Origin of the sequence: Methylibium sp. (genome assembly GCF_013817345.1) — a bacterium.
Taxonomy (GTDB): domain Bacteria; phylum Pseudomonadota; class Gammaproteobacteria; order Burkholderiales; family Burkholderiaceae_C; genus Methylibium.
The window spans coordinates 1-8,025 of record NZ_JACDCW010000137.1; the positions used below are offsets into that span (position 1 = coordinate 1).

The 8,025-nt window shown below is 69.7% G+C and carries 7 protein-coding genes; 5 read left to right on the forward strand and 2 right to left on the reverse strand.

What is annotated here, in order from left to right:
• Positions 1-2,122, reverse strand: a 2,122-nt coding sequence (locus H0W40_RS18065) for a proton-conducting transporter membrane subunit (protein ID WP_292449052.1), incomplete at its 3' end; no start/stop codon positions are given.
• Between the two features lie 167 nt (positions 2,123-2,289).
• Between H0W40_RS18065 and H0W40_RS18070 the strand changes: the two genes are divergently transcribed.
• The 5 genes from H0W40_RS18070 (at position 2,290) to H0W40_RS18090 (ending at position 7,432) form a co-directional block, all read left to right on the forward strand.
• Entirely contained in the window at positions 2,290-3,714 is a 1,425-nt protein-coding gene (locus H0W40_RS18070) for a nodulation protein NfeD (RefSeq protein WP_292449055.1), read from the forward strand.
• Positions 3,715-3,773: 59 nt separating this feature from the next.
• Complete coding sequence (locus tag H0W40_RS18075) at positions 3,774-4,538, forward strand: slipin family protein (RefSeq protein WP_292449058.1); 765 nt, start codon at positions 3,774-3,776, stop codon at positions 4,536-4,538.
• A gap of 215 nt (positions 4,539-4,753) precedes the next feature.
• Complete coding sequence (locus H0W40_RS18080; protein WP_292449060.1) at positions 4,754-5,788, forward strand: AI-2E family transporter; 1,035 nt, start codon at positions 4,754-4,756, stop codon at positions 5,786-5,788.
• A 77-nt stretch (positions 5,789-5,865) separates the two neighbouring features.
• The gene (locus H0W40_RS18085; RefSeq protein WP_292449062.1) at positions 5,866-6,219 is read left to right on the forward strand and encodes an HPF/RaiA family ribosome-associated protein; all 354 of its coding nucleotides are present in this window, start codon (positions 5,866-5,868) and stop codon (positions 6,217-6,219) included.
• Between the two features lie 25 nt (positions 6,220-6,244).
• Positions 6,245-7,432 (forward strand): hypothetical protein, encoded by a 1,188-nt coding sequence (locus H0W40_RS18090; protein ID WP_292449064.1) that lies wholly within the window; start codon positions 6,245-6,247, stop codon positions 7,430-7,432.
• A 73-nt stretch (positions 7,433-7,505) separates the two neighbouring features.
• Here the strand turns inward: H0W40_RS18090 and H0W40_RS18095 are convergent.
• The coding region (locus H0W40_RS18095) for a hypothetical protein (RefSeq protein WP_292449066.1) at positions 7,506-8,025 on the reverse strand (520 nt) is incomplete at its 5' end.

Consider the following 8,025-nt stretch of genomic DNA (forward strand, 5'->3'; position numbering starts at 1 on the left):
CGCCGGCCAGGGCGAGCAGCGCGTCGCGGCCGCGCCGGCGGCGGCTGGATTCGCGCGGGCTGGTCTGCGGCAGCAGCGCCAGACCCATCAGCAGCAGCACGGTGGCAACGATGTCGACCGACAACTGTGTCAGGGCGAGGTCGGGCGCCGAAAGCGCCACGAAGCCGAGCGAAGCGACCACGCCGACCACGCCAACCAGCACCACGGCGCGGAAACGGTCATGGTGTGTGGCGAGCAGCGAAGCGCCCACGGCCAGCAGCAGCAGCCACACGACGATGGCCAGCGGCGGCGCCGGCATCAGCAGGCGATCCCCCGTGCCCAGACCCTCGCCGTGGCCGAGCAGGAAGGGCCAGCACGACACCACGATGGCCGAGCCGACCATCAGCGCCGCATGGCGCTGCAGCGAGCCGTTCTCCAGGCGGTCGGTGAGCTTGCCGGCCCAGCCGAAAAGCCCGTCGACCGTGCGCGTGAAGAGCGCCTCGCCCGTCCAACCGCGCCAGTGGCGCAGGTGCAGGTTGAAGCGTCGTTGCAGCAGGATGTACATCACCACGCCGCCGACCAGCGCCACCGCGCTCATCAGCAACGGCAGGTTCAAGCCGTGCCACAAGGCCAGGTGGTACTCGGGCGGCGGCGCCCCGAGCACCGCGATGGCCGCCACGTGCACGAGCGGCCCGAAGGTCAGCGAGGGCATCAGGCCGACCACGACACAGGCCACCACCAGCAGCGCCACCGGCGCCTTCATGAACAGCGGCGGCTCGTGCGGATGCGGCTTGGGCAGGTTCTTCGGCGGCCCGTGGAAGAACACGTCGTGGATGAAGCGCAGCGAATAGGCCACCGAGCAGATGCCGCCCAGCGTGGCCGCCAGCGGAACCAGCACGCCGAAAGCGAAATCGGCCTGGCGATCGACCGCCTCGGTGAAGAACATTTCCTTGGACAGGAAGCCATTGACGAAGGGCACGCCGGCCATCGAGGCGGCCGCGATCATGGCCAAGGTGGCCGTCCAGGGCATGAGCTTGAGCAGCCCACCGAGCTGGCGCATGTCGCGCGTGCCGGTCTCGTGGTCGATGATGCCGGCCGTCATGAACAGCGAGGCCTTGAAGGTCGCGTGGTTCAGGATGTGGAACATCGCCGCCACGGCCGACAGCGGCGAGGCCAGGCCGAGCAGGAACACGATCAGGCCGAGGTGGCTGATGGTCGAGTAGGCCAACAGGGCCTTGATGTCGTGCTTGAACACGGCCACGTAGGCCCCGAACACCATGGTCGCCAGACCGACCGGCGCGACGATGGTCTCGAACAGCTCGCTGCCGCTGCCGAGCACCGGGTACAGCCGCGCCAGCAGGAAGATGCCGGCCTTGACCATCGTCGCCGAGTGCAGGTAGGCCGAGACCGGCGTGGGCGCGGCCATCGCCTCGGGCAGCCAGAAGTGAAACGGCCACTGCGCGCTCTTGGTGAAGCAGCCGACGAGCACGAGGCCCAGCGCGAGCGGATAGCGCGGATCGGCCTGGATCTCCGCTCCCCGGCCCAGCATCGCCGAGAGATCGTAGGTGCCGGCAATCTGCCCCAGCACCACCACGCCGGCCAGCAGCACCAGCCCGCCGCCGCCGGTCATCGTGAGCGCCATGCGTGCGCCCGCGCGCGATTCTTCCTTGTGCCCCCAGTAGCCGATCAGCAGAAAGGAAGAGATGCTGGTCAGCTCCCAGAACACCACCAGCAACAGCAGGTTGTCCGACAGCACGATGCCCAGCATCGCGGCCATGAAGAGCATGAGCTGCGTGTAGAACTTGCCCGCTGGGTCGTCGTGGTGCAGGTAGTACGCGGCGTACAGGATGATCAGCAGGCCGATGCCGGTGATCAGCCAGACGAACATCAGCGCCAGACCGTCGAGGCGGAAGTTGGCGTTCAGGCCGATGGCCGGCATCCACTCGGCCTGCGCGAGTACGGTCTGCCCAGCGAAGACCTCGGGCGCCAGCGTGCTGGTCGCGGCGAGCGCCGCGGCGGTCACGGCCGCCGCCAGCCAGGCGGTCAGCCGGCGCCGGCCCGGCGTGTCGCGCTGCCCGCTCCAAAAGCACAGGCCCGTGCCCAGCACCAGCGGCAGCAGCACGGTCAGGGCAAGGGCATTCATGCGGATGAGGGCGAGGCGGTGGCGAGCGAAGCGGCGGATTGTAGGAAGGCCCGGCGCAGCAGCCGCAAGCCCCGGCATTGCGCGACGGTACTGCACGGCCCCCTTGACACCGGCACGCGGCGACCGCTGAACCGCGATGCGGGAGAGCCGCTTGCTGGCCTGCCGGCATGAACAGGTGCGCGAAGCCCCTCGCCGTCGGCTTGGCCGGGGCGCTGCTGTGGCTGGCGGCGGTGCTCGGTGCTGCTCAGCCCACCGACCCAGGCACTCGCGCCGCGGTGGTGCTGTCGGTCGATGGCGTCATCGGTCCGGCGTCGGCCGATTACGTCAAGCGCGGTCTGACGCGCGCACACGAACAAGGCGCGGCTGCCGTGGTGCTGCGCATGGACACGCCGGGCGGGCTCGACACCTCGATGCGCGAGATCATCCGGGCCATCATCGCCTCGCCGATCCCGGTACTGAGCTACGTCGCGCCGAGCGGCGCGCGCGCGGCCAGCGCCGGCACCTACATCCTGTATGCCAGCCACGTGGCGGCGATGGCACCGGGCACCAACCTGGGCGCGGCCACGCCGGTGCAGATCGGCGGTGGCGGCGGTGGGGGCGGCGGCTCGCCGATGCCGGGCCGAGAGCCGCCCGCCTCGCAGCCCCGTGGCGACGCCGCCAGCACGCCCGGCGGGCGAAGCGCCTCGGAAGCCAAGGCGGTGAACGATGCGGTGGCCTACATCCGCTCGCTGGCCGACCTGCACGGCCGCAATGCCGATTGGGCCGAGCGGGCCGTGCGCGAAGCGGTCAGTCTGCCGGCCCGCGAAGCCGTGGAGCAAGGCGTCGTCGATCTGATCGCCGGCGGCATTCCCGAACTGCTCGACAAGGCGCACGGCCGCGAAGTCCGGCTCGGCGCCGGCAAGCTCACACTGCAGACCGCCGGGCTCGAACTGCGCCGGATGGAGCCCGACTGGCGCTCGCGGATGCTCGGCGTCATCACCAACCCGAACCTGGCGCTCATCCTGATGATGATCGGCGTGTACGGACTGCTGTTCGAGTTCATGAATCCGGGCGCGCTGGTTCCCGGGGTGGTCGGTGCGATCAGCCTGCTGATCGGCCTGTACGCGCTGTCGGCGCTGCCCCTCACGTATGCCGGCGCAGCGCTGATGCTGCTAGGCCTGGGCTTGCTCCTGGCCGAGGCGTTCGCGCCCTCGTTTGGCATTCTCGGCATCGGCGGGGCGGTGGCCTTCATGCTCGGTGCCAGCCTGCTGATCGATACCGAGGCGCCCGGCTACGCCTTGTCGCTGCCGCTCGTTGCCGGTATCGCGGTGTGCGCACTGGTTGCCAGCCTGGTCGTCGTGCGGCTCGCACTGAGTTCGCGGCGGCACCCGGTGGTCAGCGGCACCGTGGCGATGATTGGCGAGCCCGCGCGCGTGCTCGACTGGTCGGGCGGCGCAGGCCACGTGCATGCCGTGGGCGAACGCTGGAGCGCCACCGGCCCTCCGGGGCTGGAGCCCGGGCAGACGGTGCGCGTGCGTGCAGTTCACGGGCTGTGCGTGGAAGTGATCGCCGATGCCGATGCCACGACACCCCGCGTCCAGGGTCGCGCGTGAACGTCGCCGCGCCGGACCTCTTTTCACACACCACCACCCGCCCTACAGGAGAACTCATCATGTCCGGTCTCGTTTTCTTCGGTCCGCTCGTCGCGCTGGTGCTTGTACTGCTGGTGATGTCGGTGCGCATCCTGCGCGAATACGAACGCGGGGTGGTGTTCACGCTGGGCCGCTACACCGGCGTCAAGGGGCCCGGGCTGATCCTGCTGGTGCCGATGGTGCAGCAGATGGTGCGCGTCGATCAGCGCACGCAGGTGCTCGACGTGCCCGGCCAGGACGTGATCTCTCGCGACAACGTCTCGGTGCGCGTCAGCGCGGTGATCTACTTTCGCGTGGTCGGCCCGGAGCCTTCGGTGATCCAGGTGGAGGACTATCGCCAGGCGACCAGCGAGCTCGCACAGACCACATTGCGCTCGGTGCTCGGCCGGCACGATCTGGACTCCATGCTTTCGGAGCGCGACAAGCTCAACAACGATATCCAGGCCATCCTCGATTCACAAACCGAAGCCTGGGGTGTGAAGGTCGCCAACGTGGAGCTCAAGCACATCGACCTGGGCGAGAACATGGTGCGGGTGATGGCCCGGCAGGCCGAGGCCGAGCGCGAGCGCCGCGCCAAGGTCATCAACGCCGAAGGCGAGGAGCAGGCGGCGCGCAAGCTGCTCGAAGCCGCACAGATTCTGGCGCAGCAGCCCGAGGCGATGCAGTTGCGCTACCTGAGCACGCTGGCCACCATCGGGCAGCAGAACAACTCGACAATCGTGTTCCCGTTCCCGACCGAGTTCGGCGCTCTGCTGCGCGAGTTGGGCGAGCGGGTTCGGGCCTGACGGTGCGGCCGGGCTGCAATGCCTGGGAAGCCGCGGCTTGCCGGCCGCGGCACGTCTTGCGACACCGCGGCTGACGCTTCATCGAAGCCGTCGTTGCTGCAACACAGAGCGCATCGCAAGCGGACTCCCGCTCTCGCCGAGCGATCCGGAGCCGAGGGCGCTCCCCTGCGAGCAAGAACGACGCAGCATGCGGTCCCGGGCACATCGCGTGCTGAATGACCGCCGTGTCTGCAACCGTGCCACGTTCCTACACGGGCCGCGTCGTGGTCGCGGTAAGCATCGTCGCGCTGGCTTGGCTGTTGTGGCAACTGCTCGACGTGATCATCGTGGTGTTCGGCGCGGTCCTGTTCGCGACCTTCCTGCTCACCCTGGCCGAGCCGCTGCACCGCAGGTTGAGCCTGCCGCCGTCCGCGGCGTTGGCCGCCGTCGTGTTGCTGCTGCTCGTGCTGCTGGTGCTGGGCGGCTGGCTCGTCGGCGAGCCCGTGGCCCGCCAGCTCGGCAACCTGCGCGACGTGCTGCCGCAGGCTTTCACCGCCGCCGCCGAGTGGCTGGGCGGCAACCCGGTCGGCCAGACGCTGCTCGAGGCCTGGGACACCGCGCGGGTGTGGTCACGCGCGGCCGGCATGGCCGGCTTCACCCTCGGCGCCCTGGCCGGCGCGCTGCTGATCGTGGCCACCGGGATCTTTCTCGCTGCCGACCCGGCGCTGTACCGCCGCGGCCTGCTGCGCCTGCTGCCGCCTGAACACCGCCAGCGCGTCGATGACGCGCTACTCGCCGCCGGGGAGGGCCTGTCGCGTTGGCTGCTCGGCCAGGGCGTGTCGATGCTGGCGGTGGGCGTGCTGACGAGCCTGGGGCTGTGGCTGATCGGCATGCCGCTGGCGCTGGCGCTGGGCATCATCGCCGCGGCGCTGGACTTCGTGCCCTACTTCGGCCCCATCGCCGCGGGGCTGCTGATCGTGCTGCTGGCCTTCGCGCAAGGGCCCGAGCAGGCCTTGTACGCGGCCCTGCTGGTGCTGGCGATCCAGCAGTTCGAGAGCTTCGTGCTGGTGCCCTTCGTGCAGCGCTGGACGGTGCGGCTGCCGCCGGTGCTGGCGCTGATAGCGCTGATGATCTTCGGCCTGCTGTTCGGCCCGATCGGCGCCCTGTTCGCCGTGCCGCTGATGGTGGTGGCGATGATCCTGGTGCAAAGGCTGTACGTGCGCGACGTGGTCGAGAACAACGCACCAGCGGCGGGGCGCCTGCCCGAATAGCGCGCGCACCTGTCGCGCAGCGCGGGTCGGCACGGCGCTTGCCAGCTACAGGCTTCGCCCGCAACCAGCCTATCGCCATGCAAATCCAACTCAACACAGACAACAATCTGGTCGGCTCGGAAGCGCTGACCGCCCGGCTCGAAGCCGAGGTTCGCTCGTCGCTCGATCGCTTCGCCGACCGGATCACGCGCGTAGAGGTGCATCTGAACGACCTCAACAGCGACAAGTCGGGTGGCGACGACAAGCGCTGCATGATGGAAGCGCGTGTGGCCGGACGCGCGCCCATGTCGGTCGACCACCATGCGCCGACGGTCGATCTGGCCATCAGCGGAGCCTCGGACAAGCTGGTCCGCGCGCTCGACACGGTTTTCGGGAAGCTCGAAGCCGGCCGGCGCAGCGGCGGCCGGCCGAACGACGACGGCGCGGTGTAGGTCGCACTCCAGGAATTTCATCGCCATGGCTCATTCCCGAGATCTTGAAGACCTTCTGGCAGCCGGCCGTACGGGCCCGTGCGTGTCGATCTACCAGCCGACCCACCGCCATCACCCCGAGAACGCGCAGGACCCGATCCGTTTTCGCAATCTCGTCGAACAGGCGCGGGACTCGCTCGAACGCGCGCATCCGGCAGACGCCATCGACGCGCTGCTCGAACCCTTTCATGCGCTGGCCGACGACGCGGCCTTCTGGAATCACACCACCGACGCCCTCGCGGCGTTCGGCGCGCCGGGGCTGTTCCGGGTGATCCGGGTGCAACGGCCGATGGCGGAGCTGGCCATCGTGGCCGACAGCTTCCACGTCAAGCCGCTGCTGCGCATCCAGCAGTCGGCCGATCGATTCCAGATTCTGAGCATCAACCGCCGTGACATCCGGCTGTTCGAAGGCAATCGCGACGCACTCGACGAAATCGAACCGGCGGCCGACGTACCGGCGACGCTCACCGACGCGCTCGGCGACGAGCTGCCCGAGCCGCAGGGCCAGGCGCATTCCTACGGCACCGGCCCGGCGGCCAGCGGCGCTGGCGCGAATCGTGGCGCAGGCGGTGCGAAGACGGGCGGCATGCGGCACGGCCACGGATCGAAGAAGGACGTGATCGACCAGCAGACGGAGCGCTACTTCCGCGCCGTCGATCGGGCCGTGACCGAGCATCACTCGAAACCCTCGGGCCTGCCCTTGATCCTGGCTGCGCTGCCCGAATACCACTCGCCCTTTCGCACGCTGAGCCACAACGCGCAACTGATCGAGGCCGGCATCGAGACCAACCCCGAGCCGCTGTCGATGGACGAGCTTCGCGCGCGGGCATGGCAGGTCCTGGAACCGGTGGTCCTGCAGCGGCTGGCCGGGCTCGTCGAGCGCTTCGGTGCGGCGCGTGCCGCGCAGCGCGGCGACGACGGCCTGCCGCAGGTCGCGGCGGCGGCGGCGCAAGGCCGCGTCGCGACCTTGCTCGTCGAAGCTCAGCGGCAACTGCCCGGGCGCCTGGATGCAAGCACCGGCGTACCGCGCGCCGGCGAGATGTCGCATCCCGGCGTCGATGACCTGCTCGACGATCTGGCCGAGCAAGTGCTGCGCACGGGCGGCGAGGTGATCGTGGTGCCGGCCGAGCGGATGCCCTCTTCAACCGGGCTGGCGGCGATCTACCGCTTCTGAGAGTCCCGGCATGGCGCCGGGTGCCTTTCGTCCGTGCGGGCCCGATGATCGAGCCGGCCGGCTCGTCGTCCCGTCAGCGCCCGCCGAGAGACATGCCCGCCAGATTCTCCAAGGCCACCACGATGCTGATGCCCGTGACGTTCCAGGCCAGCCCGTACCAGACGTCGTCGGTGCCCGACCAGCGCCGGATGCGGATCTCGTAGGTCTGGCCGCGCCGGGCGGCGAACTCGGCGCTCTCGTAGCTGTTGTCCCACGACGCACTCCACGCCACGGTGGCGCCGGAGGCATCGCGCACCTCCAGATCGAGATCGACCGAGAGATACGAGAGCGGCACCGACAGGCCCGGCAAGCCTGGAATGATCAGCCTCGTCGCCTTGGCATCCCAGGCCAGCGCCACCTTCACGTATGCCGTGAGCAAGGTGCGCGGCACGCTGACTCGATACAGATAGGTGGCGTAGCCATCGACGTCCACATCGGCCGAGCGGAAGGTGCCCACGTCCCAGCCCCGGCTCGCGGCCGTGCCGTTGCGCGAGCGCCGGCTGCGGGCGATGCGCACGGCGGCGTCGGCGTCCAGCGCGCCGGCGCCGTCGGCG